The organism is Bacillus sp. PSXD-155 (genome assembly GCF_049310765.1).
Classification (GTDB): Bacteria; Bacillota; Bacilli; order Bacillales; family Bacillaceae_G; genus Bacillus_A; species Bacillus_A cereus.
On sequence record NZ_JBMOWC010000054.1, the window covers coordinates 13686 to 30450 of the forward strand.

The following is a 16765-nucleotide window of genomic DNA, read 5'->3' on the forward strand; positions in this document are numbered from 1 at the left end:
CTAATTATACAATTGGTAGTGTAAAACTTGTTTTGAGAATAGTTTCGACACTCAAAATACATAAGGAAAAGGATGGAAAGCACCATCCTTTTCTATTTTAAGAGCATTCTTCGACTAACGCCCCGTATGACAAGCAAAAATTCTTAATCCATCTTTAACTTTATAGCTTTTGTCGCAATAAATGTTTTAATATGCTTATCTAATATCCTTGTCCCACCAAAATCATCCTCATAAAAACCTGTTATAGCAAAACCAGCTTCAATTTGGCCTTGAATTTGGTCTTCTAAAGTATGCGCATATTCTATTGTTTGATTTGAATCGATGTAATCTTGAACTTCATCCTCTGGTAAATAATCCAATGTTGATGAAGGAATTGAATGTTTAACATCAAGAATACCTTTTTGTTCTTGGTTATCATCAAAGATCCATAGTAACGGATTTGTAAATCCAGCAATAAGAATACCTTTATTCTTTAAAACCCTAGAAACTTCATTCCATACAAGATGAACATCTTTTACAAACAAATTAGAAACAGGATTTATAACAATATCAAAATATTCATCCTCAAAATCACCAAGGTCTGACATATCTCCTTGTACGGTTTTTAAAGTCAAACCATCCCGTTTTGCTACCTTTTCATCTTGTTCCAATTGCTTCTTAGATATATCAGTAACTGTTACATCTGCTCCAGCAGCAGCTAGAACTGGTGCTTGTTGTCCGCCACCTGATGCTAAGCAAAGTATCTTTAATCCATCTAATGACTTTGGAAACCACTCTCTAGGAACTGATTTTTCCGTAGTGACTGTAATCTCCCATTCACCTGATTTGCTTTTCTCAATAACCTCGCTACTTACAGGCTGCGTGTATCTAGAACCTTCTTCAACCTTCTTATCCCATGCATTACTGTTTTGTTGTGTAATATCCATTGCGATTAGTCCTCCTAACGATCTAGTTGGATTTTAAGTGTAAACTTATTAACTATTTATGCTTTCCTTTTTCTATTAACCCGCCTGATAGTTCATACATAGTTGTCTATATTTATATTAACAGATAAATGCAAAAATTACTAAAAAATTCTAAAAAGACAAAAAATTACACATCTATTCCATTCATTTAAACTAATCATAGAATTGTTAACTTTTAAACAACTCACTTCCACATAAAAAAAGCATTCCAAATCTGTTGACAGTTGGAACGCTTTTTTATGTTATTTAATTTTTCAAGCTTTTAACTAAATCCATTAAACAAATAAGCTATGCTTTTTCTTTTTTATTCAGCAAGAGTTAACTGCCAAGATACACCATACTTATCATTTAACCAGCCAAACTTTTTACTAAACGGATAAGAACCTAAAGGCATGAGAATTGCTCCATCCTGCGCTAATTTATGAAAGACCGTTTCAATTTCTTCTTCTGTCTCACAAGTTACATAAAGAGACATAGCTGGAGTGAATGTAAAATTATGATTTACATAACTATCAATACACATAAACTCTTGGCCATTTAGCGTAAAAGTTGCATGAATTACAGTTCCCTCTTTACCAGGTCCATTTTCATCGTAGCGAGAAATACTTACAATTTCCGATTGATCAAATAGCGACGTATAAAAATTCATTGCTTCCTCAGCTTTGCCTTCAAACATTAAAAACGTAGTAATTTTTTGATTTGTGTTACTCATATGGAGACAGCCCCTTGTTATATATTTATGTAAAACATAAGTCGTCCAAAAACCGAACGTACATTCCTATAAGTGTATTGTCTATAAAAACGATGAGTTTGTCAATTATCTACTTTCTTATTTCTTCTTAAATAATGCTGTCCAAAGAAATGATTCTCCAAACATTTCATTCGGTTGTTTTATTTGTTTCATCCTTCTAATCTCAATTACCTCAAATTCTTTAAATATCTCTCTTAACTTTTCTTCCGAGTATGCAAGACCACCTTGTAGACTCCATTCTCTATATACGTCCCAATCTGTTATTTCTGATCCATTTCGCTCATCTAAATCGCCTGCCGCAAAACATGTTAATCCAAAATAACCACTCGATTTTAATGAGTTTTTAATTAAATCCACATAATTTATTCTTCTATGCGGTGGAATGTGATGCAAACAGCCCGAATCATATACAAAATCAAATTCGTTTTGAACCTCTAAATTAAAAATTGAATCACAAATAAAATGAATTGCTACCCCTTTTGCCAATGCCCTCTCTTTTGCCCAGTTAATGCCTTCTACAGATAAATCCACTGCTGTTACATCAAATCCTTGAGTCGCTAAATAAATGGCATTTCTACCTGGACCACATCCAAGTTCTAATACCTTCCCTTTTGAAACTCTCTCTTTTTGTATATACGAAACTAGATTCTCATCTGGAACATTTTCAAAAAACGGAACATCCTTTTCTCTATTCTCATAAAACTCATTCCAAAATGGTTCTGCAGGTCTTAATAATGAATCAAGCATTTTTAATATGTCTTCTTGTGTGTGTAACGTTTCAGTTTTCATTAATACCCCTCCATGAATTAATAGTCAGAAAATTATTATATATCTTTTTGGACTTTCAAACAAAGAAAAAACTCCTACATTTTGAAGTGAACCCCGAAAACGGGACACCTATCAAAACACCTAAACCACCTTTCATTTGGTGCGGATGCATCGAATTGGCGTTCCAATCGATGAGGGGCTACTACTGGCTCCGCACCACTGATATATTTCTTTTTCTTTCGACCAACTTTTGAGAGAATCTGATTTTGCCTCATGATTCATAATACTTTTTTATGATTTACACACAGCCCCATTTTCCGAAGAGTTGCGGTCACTCTTCGATATCCATATCGTAATTTATGCCGAAGACAAACATCCTTTATTTTCTCTTCTATCCCTTAGGTCCACTGTTCGTTATAACCAACGATAAAATGTAGACCGGGGTAATTCTAATACATTACACAATTCTTTTACCGTTAGTTTTTTTTAATCGGTCCATAAAGTAACTACAGTTTCCGGGTTCAACTTCTTTCGATTTCCAGATACTTTCCCCATATCAGTAATTTTGTTTTTAACTGTTTATTTTCTAACCGTAGCTGTTCCAATTCATTTAACGCTTTTGGCCCTTTTCCATAAGAATATTGTTTTCCTACAGGTTGTTGAAAATGGTACGTTTGACCGGTACGATACCACTTCATCCACGTCTTAATTTGGGAAACATTTTTAATTCCAAAATTCTCCATAATTGTCCGATTGGAATATCCATCCTTTTTCATTTCAACCACTTTCCACTTTATTTCTTCTGGGTAATGAACTCTTGTCTTCAAACCAAAAACACCTCCAGTGAATTCGCATACTAAGTATGCGAATTCAGGAGGTGTTTTTTTCATGTACCACTATTCGGGTTCACTTCAAAAGTTAACTGCTTTTTAATTACAATAACTATTTTGTTTAAATTCACCTTAATTCATATCAATTTTTCTTAACATTCACATTAATAACTGTACAATATAATTAAACTGTTTGTATGAGGGGTGATTATTATGAACTGGAAACAAAAATACAATCCGAAATATCTCTTTTACCGAATGTATAGTTATATTTATAAAGCCCTTGATGATATATCATGGTCCTTAAAATAACGCTTTTGTTCACTTTTTTGATACATTTACGAAACATGCATGTGTTATCTTCATTAAGTCCTTTTCTTTTTATAATGTCGTGTGAGATATACCAACAGAGGAAGCCCTAGATTCCCTAATCCTAGGGCTTTTTTTATAAGAATTTTATACATTTTATTATTTCCACCAACTTTTCAAATTGTATATACATAATATAAAATTTTCATGTTGTTATATTTTTTGATGGTCTCCTATCTTTCCGTAAAAGGCCCTTTTTTCAAATAACGCTTTTGTTTAATTTATATTTAAAAAGTTCCTTTTCATAAAGACTTCCCTTATATGCTATACTCATTCTTAAATAATTGTATAAGGAATGTTAAAAATGGATGATAGACCGTCAAGACAATGGAAATTGCGACAAAAGTTAAGAGCACTGAAAACCAAAAACAACAATGACACAAACCCTTTGTTTAGTGAATGCCTTGAATCCCTAGGAAACGAAACTCTCATTTTCTCCCAAGAAAAAAGCCAGCAGATTGCTACTATTTTAATGAATTCATTTCCTATAACTATCTCGGGAAGAATAGATTGGGAACAGATAGATAATCAATTCATAGCTTCGAACAAAGAACAACTAATTTCCCTTATTAGAGCAAACCAACTAGATTTTGATGAACAGATTTTTATAATATGGGATAACTATGAAATCCCTGTAGTAAGTACAAATCTTGATAAAGTATTCCAATCACTAGTTGACGTTGATGCAGTCAGTTTTTATTACTGGCTATTAGACAAAGAATATAGCTTCGTAATTGAAATAAATGATGAAGAATTGATTAGGGTTGGGTTTCGCTAATACTCTAAGCATATTTCCTCATTCTACTGATCTGCAAAATTTAAATTGTATTATTTATCAAAGACTTAAAATATACGAATGTCACGTAAAACGATTGGTGTTAATCATGTTTATGTTTATAATTACGTTGATTTGGATAACTTGCATTTATAAAATGTAAATATTTTATAAATGCAAGTTAAACAAACATTGTTATATCAAGGTTTGTTTGACCTAACATGTTATATTCTTGATATTAAGACGGTTTTTATGAGCATTTCGTATAAGTGTGATTTAACTGATTAAGACTATTTTTAAAAACGACATATCAGCGATAATTTATGTCTATTCTGTATAAGTGTTAGCAAGATTGTTTGCAAACTTGTTAGCACTTTTTTAAAACTTAAACCAGAGGAGATTCATACAATTTAGTAACAATGTAAAATTGAATTTATCAAGGATAAACCATTTAACAAATAGTTTGCAGCACTGAATGATTTACAAAAGAATACCCATCGATACACTACGAATAAAAATAATGAGCTAATCGAGGGAATATAATTATTTTTATTTAATTCGCACTTGTACTTCTTGTTCTTGTATTACTTGAATGATTAACTCCAATACAATATTTTGTATTAACTGATGCTCATTATCATGAAGTGTACTTTGTTCTGATATGTATTCAATACATTGATATATATACCCTTCTACCAATAAGCTCCCTTTTTCAACTGTAAGTGTATTTTGCCCATTCTTTTTTACCTTTGGTATTAAAAATTCGGTTTTTGTCAAAATAACCTCCTGTTCAACCTCTTTTATTCCTATGACTTTTTCTTTAAATACAACCTTTTCTCGTAAACTAATTTCACCTTTATATCTTCCTAATTCTATTGGTAGTTTCGCTGTAATAAAATTATTTACGTCTTCCCCATTTTCACTCTCTAATATTATACTGTGAATAGGAATCCATGAAGATGCCTCTACCTTATTCTCTTCTTTATTCCCTTTATTTTTTTGGTTATATAATTCAAAATGAATTCTCTTCTCATGAAGATTTAAAGAAACTAATTTACAATAACTATCCGAATGATATTGTTGCACTGTAGTTAATAACTTACAATCTAATTCACGCCCTTCTACACCTTTTTCATCCCTAAATACAAATGCTTCTTGATTTTTAACATTTATTTTTGGAAATATTTTAAAACTAGTTACTTCTGAAAAAATAGAAAATGGAGTTTTGACCACCAGTGAGCGTATTAAAGGCCCTATTTGTGATCCAGACGCTTTACCTTCTTTCTCTAATTTTGATGCTACATATTCTCCCTTTAATTCAGGTGGTATTTCTTCTTTTCCCCCTCTTTTTTCGTGTAAATTATCTTGTATATTCAGTTTTTTATACTTGTAAATTTCATCCCATATCCCCTTACCAATCCATGGATTTTTCATCACCATCCCCCCGTCTGATGAAATTCAAAAAATTTGTTTTTTGTATGTGACCATTTCATCATTATATATGTTGTATAAAAATAAAAAAGAAATTGTCTTTTTAACAAAGACAATTTCTTTTTATTTTTATAGTGCTACTTGTACTTGTTGTACTTGTAAAACTTTTAAAGTAAGATCTAGTACAATTTTTTCACGAAGCGTATCAAATGGTTCGTTTAGGTTTGTAGGACAAGGTGAAAAGTCTAATTCAAAAAATTGAGCGCTTACTAATTCACAATATGGTTGTTCGTTATAAAAAACTGCATTTTCAAAGAAATATTTGTCTAGACGTGGTAAATCACCGTTTTTAGGATTTATAAAATGAGAAGTAGTGTCCGAAGAAGAAGCTACTAAAGCTAATGATAGAAAATCACCTTCTGTCAGATCTGCAAAACCAGAAAATGGAACATTTGCAATACGATCATATAGAACTCCATTACACTCGTCATTTGCATATTCAATATTTTTACGAATATAGCCTTGTACAAATAATTTCGCTCTTGTAACTCGTCGGTAAGGTGTACCTGGTACTGGTACGAATGCTACAGGCACTAACTTACATTGTGTTAAAAATACGTTTTTTAAGATGCGTTTAATTTCGACTGCTGGAGGCTCTAATGAAATATCGGACTCTACAACAATTTGAAGCGTTCTTTCAGCTAATACAACTGGAATCTTTACAATAGGTGCTCCTGGAGTAACAATTGGTGTTGCAGTCTCATCACTTAATGGTGTTTGGGTTTGTCCCGCTACCTGACATGGTACATTAATTGGACATTGTTCGCTCATGTTTTATGCTCCTCTTTTTATAAGATTTTAGAGTTTATGAAATTTTCAAACTCATAATACTTGTATATGTCTTTCTTCTACTAATGTTTGGGTTCTATAGTAGCCTTTTTAATCATTATCATTAAGTTAGTATAATCTAATCATTTTTATTGAAAATTCTGAAAATTAACATTTTTAGAGGGATACAAATTCTGTTTTCAACGTATCTCGCAGATTCGGTAAAATTATGAAGTCTTTATTACATGAGTTATCTTGAATTTAATTTTGGATATCACGATATGAACATGGTTACCAAATGATGATTTTTATTTTTATCAAGCTATATATTCGTAAAAAATCGCTTTACATATACTGAAGTTTTATTTGTTGTTACATAAAATCTTTTACCTATTCAATTTTGAAATATACATTCAAGACAGTATACTCCAAAATAAGAAATTATTTTAAATTAGAATATTTTCTTTGATAAATGTGTGTTGATTAATTTCATAATCAGTAGTTCTATCCACTCTCCCTTAAAAATTAGCATAGTTTTTATGAATTCTATATCTAGTAGAAAGCTCTCTATCATATAAAAGTATAATAATAGGTTAATAAACAAGCAGTTTTTTTACTAAAACATAGAATAATACTAACCCTAATTGAAGGGCGACATAAAAGTATTTCCTGGAATAATGATTGCTGGAAATCTAAAGACAAGCACCATTGTGATGACGATAAATTTATATATATTATTTATATAATTTGTGTTATAGTTTCAAATGTTAATTAATTACAATATTTTCCAAAAAAAGAGTATACATAGTCTTATAAATCATGTTATTTTGGATAGTTTGTTCTTTAAATTAGGAATTAAATAAAGAATTATAAAAACGCGCTAGGTACAACTAAGAAAGAAACAGGATAAAGAATAAGTCATATTACCTGTAGTAATAACACTAAGTGAATTGCACCCCTTATAAGTGACTTGTGTATCTCTTACTGCGTTTGAAGTTAATTGCCAATATTTCGTGTCGTTCTTCCACAAGACATTGCGTAAAACCGTTTGGTTACCAATTCCACCAACGTAATCTTCAACATCTTTCATTCACTTCATTAAATTGTCCTGTTGCTTGATTTTGTGCCTCTTGAACTTTTTTATTCAACTCTGTTTTTGTGGTTTCAATATCTTTGTTGACTTGCTCTAAGGTATCTTTCTTTACTTTGTCCACATCAGGAACAACCGACTCCCAATTGCCATTCTTCCATAATTTGAGGATGCCAGGCTTGCCGTTTAAAATATCTAACCATAAGGTTTTTCCATCTTCTAAACCGATTGTCGGTGGTTTTGCGCTTTCAATAATTTTTGTTTGATAATTTTTAAGGTTTTCTTGTACTTTTTCTGCTAACTTTTTTGCTGCTTCTGATTCCTTTTACACAACATCAACTTGTTCATTTGTCTCATTCACAAGTTCTTCCAACTTATCTAACAAGCCTTTATTTGCTTTTCCAGCTAGACTGCCCATAACTTGGGCATACATGTGATCTAACAGACTTCTCGTATCTTCTACTTCTTTAAAATCACCAAAATAATATTTATCATTTGCCGCATTTGTATCACATTCATCCGCTGCGATAAGACGTGCTTCTAAAAACAAAGGTGGCGTAAATTTTGTATCTTTGATATGGACAATATCGCCCTTATTTACTTTTTCATGAGATAAACCAAATATCTTTTCTAATGCAATTGGAGTTACTTCATACTGTACAGTGCTATTAATACGTTTCTTTAGTTCCGCTTCCGTTAGTTGTTTTAATCTTTCGGCTGACATATTTTGATCTTCTGTTTGTGGACTATAGATGTCATATTTGTGTGAACCATCTTCTATCCAACGTTGTAAGGCATCTGCATCAGCGACGTATAACTTCCCACCGTTAATCTTTTCAAAAGTTAGATACTCACCTGTTTCTTCGTTGAAGGGCCCGACACCAACTAGTGCAGAAATTGCATCTTGTGAATTTTCAATACGGCGTATGCCTTGTAAGTCCTTTCCTAAGACAATTTCTTTTCCGTTATCCCTACCTTCTTTACGTACCATATCTACGTATCTACTAACAATAAACGAACCTTTTACTTCTGTACGGAATCGGATTTCTAACTCAAAGGTACTTGCTATTGTTTTCAATAAATCTAGTGGGTTTGTAAATTCTTTGATATTTATCGTGCGGAAGCTTGCATATTCCGTTACACCACGTTGCCACTTCGTTCCTTCTAAAGCGAAATCCAGCCATTGATTAACTGTGTATCCTTCTAAGGTTTGTGGTTTAATTACTTTTGCTTTTTTTAATTTCTTATGTTCACTTAGCGCATATATTTTTTTAGAACGATCTATAGAATCTTGTTCGCTTTCGTTTATCACATATGAAACAAACGATCCATCACGCACACGCTTTAAGATTATGTTTTGTTGCATTAACTTCGCCGCTTTGTGTGTACCATCTGAAACCGTAAATTCGAATTGGTCTACATTGTTTTTTAGTTCCCATTTACGAAGATCATCCCAATAATCTTGTTCTTTAATTACTGCAATGATTTGTTCTGTTTTAAAATCAAAAATGTGTAAATCGTTATTACTCATAAATATCTCTCCCTGTATGCCACTTCCACTTGTCCGATATCAGAAGGTAAAATTTCAATTTGATTCGTTCCTTTTTCTATATTTATAAAGTCACCGAATAAATCTTTCGTATAGATTGCATCTTTTCCATTAATCTTGATACTTGCATCTGCTGTATCGATTTCCACTACATCACCTTTTCGTACGATATAATAAGGCGCTTCGAGAGTGGTTGTTTTATTAAATTTCCAAACTTTTATGTCGTTTATTGAAGCATTTTAATTGGGTGCTTCTTTCCATCCTCCAATATGCACCATAATTTGTGCTAGTTGATTTTTTGAGTATCTTTCATCCACATCAAAATACTCACGGTATGATTCTGAATCGTATCCACCCTTTTCTAAAATACGAGCAATATCAGCCGCCCAAAAGTTTCCGACACGAGTAATTCGTAAACGACCTGTAAAATCATTCCAAGTCCAAGGAGAATCTCCCGTAGTTGAGATAATGTGATGTCCTTCGTCAATTTTTCCGGCGTGTATCTCTCCATAATTAGAAGCTACGTTTACATGTACTTCAGCCATTGACATTTTGCCTATAACATCAGAATTCACATCCAGAAGATATATTTCTACACGCCCCATAGATTTAGCGCTATTTTGATTCCAACATTCTACAATTGCTTCAACAGTAAAATCCTGTAGCGGTTCTTTTAAACTTTTCCTAGCCACTCCGCCATGCCATTTACTACCTGACCCAAAGTTATCTATAACAAAGCGCTCACTATCTGACTTTAGAGTTCCTGTGTTTTCACCTTCGTCAGTGTTTGGACCATTTTGAGTCCAACCAACCATTGTTTTCATTTCATCGTGCATAACAAGCTGTTCTTTCTCGACTGTTCGTTCTTCCACAGAAACAGGGTATCCCATACGAAAATGTTGAATTTCTTCTTCCTTTTTTCGTGAAATATCAATAAAAGTAGAGGGATTTTCTACCTTAACTGTGAACGTAGGATCAGAATATTTACTCCCATTATTCGATATATTTGTAATTAATCTACTTCCTTGTAATTTGAAATCTATTTTTCTCCTTGGGCCTAGTTTATAAGGCATTGGACAAATGAATTTTAAGGTGCCTTTTCCTAAACTCACAAAATTATCAACATTAAAATCTTCATCAATAACAGCTATATATGTCCTATCTAGTTTTGTATCAAAAGTTAGCTCGGCTGCTTGTTCAGTAATTAACCATGTCGCTATTTCTTCTTTTAACGTTTCTAAATCTGTTCCATCTGAAACGATAATTCCCACAGGGACAGAAAGTCGACGAGAATCTGTTTCCGTTCTTAATAATCTTGCGCCTGGATATCCAGGCGTGTTTAAGAATTTACGTTTTAGAGGTGCCCATGTTGGCGGGCTCCATCCTTTTTCTAGTTGGATATATTCTTTTCGTTGATTGTTGAATGTAAAAGAGCTCATTTTGACACTCCGTTTCTTTATAAAATAAAAGAAACCCAAACCTAAAAGGCTGAGTTTCTCTTTTCTTCTCTTTCTTGATACTCGGTTGTATAGCGATAAGTACCGCGTGCCACGTCTCTTCCTTCTAAATTTACGGGTACTTCAATAAATAAATCTCCACCAAGCATTGGAATAACTCCACTGCCAGATGATCCGAAAGAATTATTAATGACTTGATTTGATACACTATTTGTCATGGCTTGTCTACTGTTTGACATACTTCCATATACACCACTCATGACGGCCTTTAATCCTCCTAATTGGCTTGCGGAACTAGCCATCATACGGCTCATATTATCCATTAATTGATTTTATAGATTATAAAGGTATATTATGAGTTGTGTTTTCCATCACTTCTCACAATACAAATATATCACGTTAACTCCAAAACGACCGGCACATTTCCTGCCAAAAAAACGGCCATAACCCTGTCACTTTTTATTATCTGATTTACATATAATTACAATAAAAAAATACAATTATGCTCACAAAAGAAGGAATTATTTTTAATCCCTATCTTTTGTGATTGTAGTATTTATGAAATTAGAGCTATCAAAGAGATGTATATCAATAAAGGCTGATGTTAGTTTTCATCTTTATCATTTTCTGATTTCGTAGCAGTATCTTTAAAAAAATCACCTGCTAAATTAAGTAGTTTCTTTCCACCTTCACTATTCAAAAGATTCATTAAAAATACCGGATCTTGAACCTTTTGAATAAGAGCTTGCATAAATACGGATTTAGCAACACCTAATATCTCTGTCGAAGTTATTTTTATATTAAAATAAGGAATGTTAATTTGGAATGGCGAATAATCAGATGAATTATTTTTCTGTTTTTTTAATTTTTCATCAGTCGTTCCATTGATTGCTTCATTGGTTGTTTCATTATTCGTTTTGGGAAGTGTAACAGCTTCGGCCGCTATTATTCGACTTTTCTTCTGAGTTACTTCGGTTATTGGAATAGATGAAGTTTGATACGAAACATTTTTATTAAAATATGGGCTAGATCCCATTTTTTTCTCCTTTCATAACGAACACATTATATATTCTAAACATATATTAAACTATATTAATGAAGGATTACTTCACACTACGTGAAGCAACCCTTTATTTATTCTTGGTGATATAAGAAGGTTGTTACTTAAAAACCACCATATCCGCACCAGCTTGCACCAACGATAATAAGCAAGATAAACAATACGATTAGTAATGCAAATCCTCCGCCATAACCACAACCACTTCCATATCCTTTTTCTGCAGCCAAGATACACTCCTCCTCTCTAGAAGTTCATAAACTAGCAAAAACAAGTTGCGCCAACGATAATAAGCAAGATAAACAATACGATTAGTAATGCAAATCCTCCGCTATAACCACAACCACTTCCATATCCTTTTTCTGCAGCCAAGATACACTCCTCCTCTCTAGAAGTTCATAAACTAGCAGAAACAAGCAGCGCCAACGATAATAAGCAAGATAAATAATACAACTAGTAATGCAAATCCTCCACCATAACCACAACCACTTCTATATCCTTTTTCTGCAGCCAAGATATTCCCCCCGATCCTATAACAAAGATGCGTTTCATAATAACTAACAGAAGTTCTATTAATTTAACTCGTAATGAAAACAAGCTAACAGAAAAATGATTTTTCATTGCAGTCATGTTGTACTTGCTTATCACTACACTGACACTATATGTATTGGGCTGTAAACGGTTATGTGCTTTTATATCAACTTTTCCATTTTTGAGGAAAATGTCATTGACCATTTTTAAAATCGTTATATTTATATTAATAATTTTATAACCCACATTTGAATTTAATCATTCGTATCTTTTTCTCTACTTTGACGATTTGAAATCATTATCTTCTTAATCCATACTATTTTCACAAAGTAATTAATATATCATTTCAAGTTCTCTATGACTTACCCATATCTTATATTGTGTGTAACTACCCCCTTCGCTGAATCCCTTGGTATCATTGAATTTATAACACTTTCTTTTTTGAGTTACATAGTACAAAATTTATGAGTAACTGTAAGGAATACCACCACATTGCTACCAAGCTAAGGATATGAATTTTATCAATCCATGTTTTTCTTTTGCATATTGGCTAGTATAGAACAAAAGGTTATCAAATGCCGAGCGAACTCTCAGCAGATGATAACCCTTTGAACTAGCGTATCAATAATTTAATTAGATAACCTCACAAATATATTATTGAACCACCCCAAATACATTAATTTCAGCGGCACTTGTCCATGGATTGTTGTTTACCTCGCTTAATGCACGTAGTTTAATATAACGACCTGTCTTGTTTGCAAAGCTGACCTCTTTCAAGTTAATATTGTTTGCAAAAGCACCTATGGATACCGCTGTTCCCCAGTTTACTCCATCACTACTGACGTAAAACTCATAGTCCTTAATCGTTCCATTTATTTGGCCGTCTTGCCTTGGCAAGTAGCTGAATTTGGAGAGGTTATAAGTTGCACCTAAATCAATTTGAATCTCGTGCGGCATTGGAGCTACGGGGCTCCAGTTTGTATGCCAAAATGTATCTTTGTTTCCATCAAAGGCATACGTACCTAAATTGTACCAATTATAACTATCTACATATTTTAGTGTCCAGTTTGTTTGCGGAATTAAACTAGCTTCTTTTGTTGTGACTGCTACATTCATAGCAGAATTACTTGTACTTGTCGTTGTAATCGTTACTCCTGATTTTTCTCCCGTGTAGGTATTACTATTCGGATTAGTGTCTGGACCAAAGGTAGCAGCATGATTTTGATTCGTGTAATAGAACGGGTCTTGGTATTCACTGACTGATTGTTCTATATCAATGAAAGGATGAGGATCACTGGAATTATTATTCATGGATTCATCAATATGCCAAACTGCAATACCACCAGAACTTGTTGGTAAGCTCGCATCATACCCAACCTTTGCGCGATTCTCAACTAAAAAATACGTATTATCCTTTAAAGGAATCTTTAACACATTATAATTATTTGGGATCGCATTTAGAGTAAAGTTATTAGTGGTATTTACTACATTTGGTGTTACAAATCCTAATTTTACTTTTGACCAAGCATCCATATGACCCGGTGTAGCTCCATAATCTTCTCCTTGTAGACTATTCCAAGATCCATTACCCATTATACTTAGGCTACCCACACGATTATTATCACCATATAGATCTGGCAGGCCAAAGGAATGACCTAATTCATGAGCAGGGATACCAATTGTTGCCATATGACCATATTGTTTTTCACCCTGCGCCGTATACATGCCTGATACCGTAACACCATCGTGATTTGTATTTGGAGCGTACGACTGATGTGCCCAAATATAAGGAAGTGGAGCACCAGGAGCAGCCTGTTCATTACCAGCAAGAAAACTTACAATGTAGAAGCCATCTTTAGAGTCAATGACTTGATCATTATTAGTATCAAGACTAGCAAAATTCACTTGAGAATCAGCTTTAGCCAGTGCATCTGTTATAACCGTACCCATACTTTTTCCCGATGTACTTGGATGAGCGTAATCTAATTTTCAATAGGAACTTTTTTTGCTGGTATTAAAGGATTCTCTAAAGTAGATAATTGGATATCAATGCTTAGAAGCATAACAACAGTTCTACTAACACTTTTATTATCAGTGTTTTTAACACTAACTTTGATTGTTGTCTATGCATTAAGTTAATCGTAGTTCTTCACGAATAAAAACCAATATTCCGTCAATACTGTAGACACATGGTTATCTTTTTCCGATTTCCTTATATGAGCAGTTAGTTTTTGCTAGCTGCTCTTTATTTGTACAAGGTACTCAATTGACTGGCGCACATATAATATCCTGAGTTCCTTTCTTTATAAAATAGTCGTTATAAAATGAGACTCGTCACGAGAGCACTTTACTAAGTGCTCTTTTTATATTCCAATTCCAACTTAATACAAAATGAAAGTTTGATTAAGCTTATTTTTACTACCGCATAACATGTTTAATTCTGCTTATAATATAGTTGTAACTTAAAGTTACATATCATTTACTTGTAGGGCCTAATTTTCTTTTGTACAACAAGCAGTTAGCTAATTAAGCTGGCTGCTTTGTTGTGTAAAATGAAGTTTTTATACGATTTTAAACACATTTAAAAATAAATTCATATGATATTACGTATTCCTCTCTTTTACAAAATGGATTTTGGTCAGAAGAGCACTTTTACGAAGTGCTCTTTTCCCATGGAATTAACGCTCTACAAAATAGCGTTTTTGTTTAGTTTTATAATGCTCTGTCTTCCTTTATAAAGCACTTGATTTTATTGTTTAATTTCATTAAAATGAGCTTTTATATCAACTAATAAGGAGACTATAATGAAAATAAATTTAGTATTGTTTGTATCATCAATCAAAGAGAAAACTGTCCCCAAATTAATGATAAAAACATTTGAATCTGATATTCGTCCAATTAAAGGCGATATCATCGATGATCCAGGGTTCGACTCAAGTTTTCATAATGGATATGAGGTTGTAAAAGTTTCAATCAATTACGCATCAAATGAATGTTTTGTTTCTCTACATCCTCTTGCTATAGAACTTGAGGACATTAAATTAGATACTTACATAGAAAAACTTGAAGCGTATGGTTGGCTTGCTGTCCCAAAAGAAGAATTACAAAATATATAATGTTTTTTTGCCCCTTTATGTTTGAAGGGGTATTTTTATTATTATTTTATCATTTAATTAACGATTTTGTTTTACTCCTTAACCAACTAAAACTACGCTACAATTAATCCATATTCTGTAAAGAAGTATATAAAATCCTCTCACCGTATACATGTGTATCTTGTGATCAACCTCTCATACAACAAGATGAACATTCGTTTATCCATTACTGCATCAATACAAATTGTGAAGAAGCAAAACTGGAATTATCTCTGTTGGAAGAGATGGGGTTGTGAATCCTATCTCTTTTCTTTACAATAAGGATTTTATTAAATAACTGAATAAAATTAAACATTCCGTCAATAACAACCACAATACAATCTGCTTCTTACCCAGGTTGTATCGGATGGAGCAGTTAGCCTATGCTAGCTGCTCTTTTGTATTTGGTTAAAAATAGGTTTTAGGGTTTAGGTCTTATTCCTTTTCTACATCATATACTTTTAACCTAAACATCCAGCTCAAAGTGTTACCTCCTATCTTAAAGAGCACTTATGTGAAGTGACCCCTAAAAGTTAGACACGGTTATTTCATTAGGCAGCTTGATAAAAGTGAGTCCGGTATTGTACTGGGCTCATTTTTAATTTTGCCTTAATCCGTTTCGTATTATAATAATCTATATATTTTTCTAATTCTATTTTAAAGTGCTCTACATTTTCAAATTCTTTTATGTAGAGGAACTCCGACTTCATAATCCCAAAGAAATTTTCTATTACTGCGTTGTCGTAACAGTTGCCTTTTCGAGACATACTCTGGACGATAGCTCTTGATTCAAGTGTCCGGACGTACTGTCTCATTTGATAATGCCATCCTTGATCCGAATGCATCAGTAGCTGGTGGGTTTCAGGTAAACGTTCCAATGCTTTCTCTAACATGCCTGAAACAAGCGAATACGTCGGTCTAGAACCAATTGTATAGGTAATAATTTCACCATTATACAAATCTAATACAGGTGATACATACAGTTTTTCTCCAAACAATTTAAACTCTGTGATGTCTGTTACCCACTTTTGATTCGGTGCATCTGTATGAAAATTACGCTCTAAAATATTAGGTGCAATTCTACCGACTTTTCCTTTATAGGATTTATATTTCTTCATACGCACAACACACTTTAACCCAAGCTCTTTCATAATGCGCTGAACCTTCTTGTGGTTCACTTTCTGGCCACGATTCGTTAATTCATCACGAATGCGACGGTAACCATAACGA

Annotated in this window: 12 protein-coding genes and 5 pseudogenes; 2 read left to right on the forward strand and 15 right to left on the reverse strand. The window is 33.0% G+C overall.

Translation table 11 applies throughout. The features are described 5' to 3' along the window. Positions 1 to 143 precede the first annotated feature (143 nt). From ACO6VI_RS28155 to ACO6VI_RS28170, 4 genes and pseudogenes are all read right to left on the reverse strand, one after another. Positions 144 to 926, reverse strand: a complete 783-nt coding sequence (locus tag ACO6VI_RS28155) for a class I SAM-dependent methyltransferase (RefSeq protein WP_063547282.1) — start codon at positions 924 to 926, stop codon at positions 144 to 146. Between the two features lie 343 nt (positions 927 to 1269). Continuing rightward, on the reverse strand, positions 1270 to 1677 hold the full coding sequence (locus ACO6VI_RS28160; RefSeq protein WP_000072495.1) for a VOC family protein: 408 nt from the start codon (positions 1675 to 1677) through the stop codon (positions 1270 to 1272). 117 nt (positions 1678 to 1794) lie between these two features. Continuing rightward, positions 1795 to 2505, reverse strand: a complete 711-nt coding sequence (locus tag ACO6VI_RS28165; protein WP_063547281.1) for a class I SAM-dependent methyltransferase — start codon at positions 2503 to 2505, stop codon at positions 1795 to 1797. Between the two features lie 122 nt (positions 2506 to 2627). Then, positions 2628 to 3311 (reverse strand): annotated as a pseudogene (locus ACO6VI_RS28170) (IS3 family transposase); the annotation flags it as partial. A gap of 676 nt (positions 3312 to 3987) precedes the next feature. On the opposite strand from ACO6VI_RS28170, the gene ACO6VI_RS28175 reads away from it, so the two are divergent. Next, positions 3988 to 4461: a hypothetical protein gene (locus tag ACO6VI_RS28175; protein ID WP_000342709.1), complete on the forward strand. Its 474-nt coding sequence runs from the start codon at positions 3988 to 3990 to the stop codon at positions 4459 to 4461. A gap of 546 nt (positions 4462 to 5007) precedes the next feature. Here the strand turns inward: ACO6VI_RS28175 and ACO6VI_RS28180 are convergent. The 10 genes and pseudogenes from ACO6VI_RS28180 to ACO6VI_RS28225 form a co-directional block, all read right to left on the reverse strand. Further along, positions 5008 to 5892 (reverse strand): BC_2427 family protein, encoded by an 885-nt coding sequence (locus tag ACO6VI_RS28180; RefSeq protein WP_063547280.1) that lies wholly within the window; start codon positions 5890 to 5892, stop codon positions 5008 to 5010. A gap of 126 nt (positions 5893 to 6018) precedes the next feature. Continuing rightward, entirely contained in the window at positions 6019 to 6720 is a 702-nt protein-coding gene (locus ACO6VI_RS28185; RefSeq protein WP_001294982.1) for a CsxC family protein, read from the reverse strand. Positions 6721 to 7793: 1073 nt separating this feature from the next. After that, positions 7794 to 9338 (reverse strand): annotated as a pseudogene (locus ACO6VI_RS28190) (phage tail spike protein). Further along, positions 9335 to 10795: pseudogene (locus ACO6VI_RS28195) on the reverse strand (distal tail protein Dit). Before ACO6VI_RS28195 ends, ACO6VI_RS28190 begins: the two co-directional pseudogenes overlap by 4 nt. A gap of 41 nt (positions 10796 to 10836) precedes the next feature. Continuing rightward, a pseudogene (locus tag ACO6VI_RS28200) lies at positions 10837 to 11145 on the reverse strand (phage tail tape measure protein); the annotation flags it as partial. 272 nt (positions 11146 to 11417) lie between these two features. Beyond that, positions 11418 to 11849 carry a hypothetical protein gene (locus tag ACO6VI_RS28205; protein WP_000535862.1) on the reverse strand — a complete coding sequence of 144 codons (432 nt, stop codon included), beginning with the start codon at positions 11847 to 11849 and terminating at the stop codon, positions 11418 to 11420. Between the two features lie 128 nt (positions 11850 to 11977). Continuing rightward, positions 11978 to 12100 (reverse strand): YjcZ family sporulation protein, encoded by a 123-nt coding sequence (locus ACO6VI_RS28210; protein WP_071740201.1) that lies wholly within the window; start codon positions 12098 to 12100, stop codon positions 11978 to 11980. A 31-nt stretch (positions 12101 to 12131) separates the two neighbouring features. Continuing rightward, positions 12132 to 12242 carry a YjcZ family sporulation protein gene (locus tag ACO6VI_RS28215; RefSeq protein ID WP_071740200.1) on the reverse strand — a complete coding sequence of 37 codons (111 nt, stop codon included), beginning with the start codon at positions 12240 to 12242 and terminating at the stop codon, positions 12132 to 12134. Between the two features lie 31 nt (positions 12243 to 12273). Next, positions 12274 to 12384 (reverse strand): YjcZ family sporulation protein, encoded by a 111-nt coding sequence (locus ACO6VI_RS28220; protein ID WP_000718602.1) that lies wholly within the window; start codon positions 12382 to 12384, stop codon positions 12274 to 12276. Between the two features lie 671 nt (positions 12385 to 13055). Beyond that, positions 13056 to 14390, reverse strand: a pseudogene (locus tag ACO6VI_RS28225) (M6 family metalloprotease domain-containing protein); the annotation flags it as partial. Positions 14391 to 15205: 815 nt separating this feature from the next. Between ACO6VI_RS28225 and ACO6VI_RS28230 the strand changes: the two are divergent. Further along, entirely contained in the window at positions 15206 to 15517 is a 312-nt protein-coding gene (locus ACO6VI_RS28230) for a hypothetical protein (protein WP_063547276.1), read from the forward strand. 569 nt (positions 15518 to 16086) lie between these two features. Here the strand turns inward: ACO6VI_RS28230 and ACO6VI_RS28235 are convergent. After that, the coding region (locus ACO6VI_RS28235; RefSeq protein WP_422423579.1) for an IS3 family transposase at positions 16087 to 16765 on the reverse strand (679 nt) is incomplete at its 5' end.

Bases quoted from the DNA above. Each gene is read 5' to 3' on its own strand.
- ACO6VI_RS28155 (WP_063547282.1), bottom strand. From the start codon at position 926: ATGGATATTACACAACAAAACAGTAATGCATGGGATAAGAAGGTTGAA.
- ACO6VI_RS28160 (WP_000072495.1), bottom strand. From the start codon at position 1,677: ATGAGTAACACAAATCAAAAAATTACTACGTTTTTAATGTTTGAAGGC.
- ACO6VI_RS28165 (WP_063547281.1), bottom strand. From the start codon at position 2,505: ATGAAAACTGAAACGTTACACACACAAGAAGACATATTAAAAATGCTT.
- ACO6VI_RS28175 (WP_000342709.1), top strand. From the start codon at position 3,988: ATGGATGATAGACCGTCAAGACAATGGAAATTGCGACAAAAGTTAAGA.
- ACO6VI_RS28180 (WP_063547280.1), bottom strand. From the start codon at position 5,892: ATGAAAAATCCATGGATTGGTAAGGGGATATGGGATGAAATTTACAAG.
- ACO6VI_RS28185 (WP_001294982.1), bottom strand. From the start codon at position 6,720: ATGAGCGAACAATGTCCAATTAATGTACCATGTCAGGTAGCGGGACAA.
- ACO6VI_RS28205 (WP_000535862.1), bottom strand. From the start codon at position 11,849: ATGGGATCTAGCCCATATTTTAATAAAAATGTTTCGTATCAAACTTCA.
- ACO6VI_RS28230 (WP_063547276.1), top strand. From the start codon at position 15,206: ATGAAAATAAATTTAGTATTGTTTGTATCATCAATCAAAGAGAAAACT.